1 protein-coding gene and 1 pseudogene are annotated in these 1,095 nt (G+C 39.0%); both read left to right on the top strand.

Annotated elements, in window-relative coordinates:
• A pseudogene (locus Tfer_RS16215) lies at positions 1-183 on the top strand (hypothetical protein); the annotation flags it as partial.
• 50 nt (positions 184-233) lie between these two features.
• Positions 234-1,095: MCP four helix bundle domain-containing protein (locus Tfer_RS15665; RefSeq protein ID WP_152909088.1), on the top strand; the 862-nt coding region annotated here is incomplete at its 3' end.

Raw genomic sequence — 1,095 nt, 5'->3', positions numbered from 1 at the left:
GCCCTAATGGGCAAGACCTGCTATTATCTCGATGTGCTGAACATGATAAAGGCTTATGAAAGAGGAGATTGGAACGCTTTTATCAAGTACGCTGAGAAATTAGGCTTGAACGAGAATGAAATGCCAGAATTGTATGTCCAGGCCCTGGAGTGGGTGAACAAGTTACCCCTGCAGGAAAATTAGGTTAGCGCTAAAACTTTTAAATACAAAATAAACAGAAAGGGGAAAAGATTATGAAGATTAAGATGTCTGTAAAACTGAAATTAATGTTAGGCTTTGGCATTGTGCTTCTTTTTTTGTTTATAGTTGGGATGGTTGGCCTTAAAGCAAACTCCTCAACGAATAGTAGTCTCGTTGATGTTACCCAAAATTGGATGCCTAAAGCACAATTAATGGAGGAACTTAAATTTATAATGGCCAACTATCGGATTTGGGAGGTAGCATATGTTTTGGCCGGTATACAAAACGAAAAAGGTATGCAGGAAGATTACATAAAACGGATGGATAAAGAAAGACAAACTTTGGAAGAGCGTATGACAGAATTGAAAGGAAGGCTTGTCACAGATAACGGAAAAAAAGTGTATCAAGATTTAAGTAACAGTTTAGATAAGTACTATCAAATTTCTGATAAAGTAATTAGTTTGGTAAAAAATGGGAAAAGCTACCAAGCTTTTATATTAATAAGGGGGGATTCTAGGGCTACATATCAGGGAGCTTCCAAAATGTTGGATAATTTGGACAAAATAAACACACAAGAGTCTCAAAAAATACAACAACAAATGACAGATAGCTACAAACGGTCGCGAATTATTAATATTCTGCTGATTATAGTTGCGGTTGCTACCAGTTTAGTGACAGCTTGGTTTTTAGCGGGGTCAATTTCACAAGGGGTATCCTCGGTAGCGCAGTCTGCTTTGCGAATCGCAAACGGAGACCTTACCGTAGACAGGTTAAAGGTTAATACCCGGGACGAAATCAAGGATATGGCCGATTCCTTCAACAAGATGGTGGACAACTTGAAGCACATTATTCAACAGATAAATACCACCAGCCAGACCGTTGCTGCCACCAGCGAAGAATTAGCATCCAACGCAG

Source organism: Thermincola ferriacetica (assembly GCF_001263415.1).
GTDB classification, from domain to species: domain Bacteria; phylum Bacillota; class Thermincolia; order Thermincolales; family Thermincolaceae; genus Thermincola; species Thermincola ferriacetica.
Note: the sequence above shows the minus strand (reverse complement) of the source record. Positions and strands in the feature narration are given on the sequence as shown.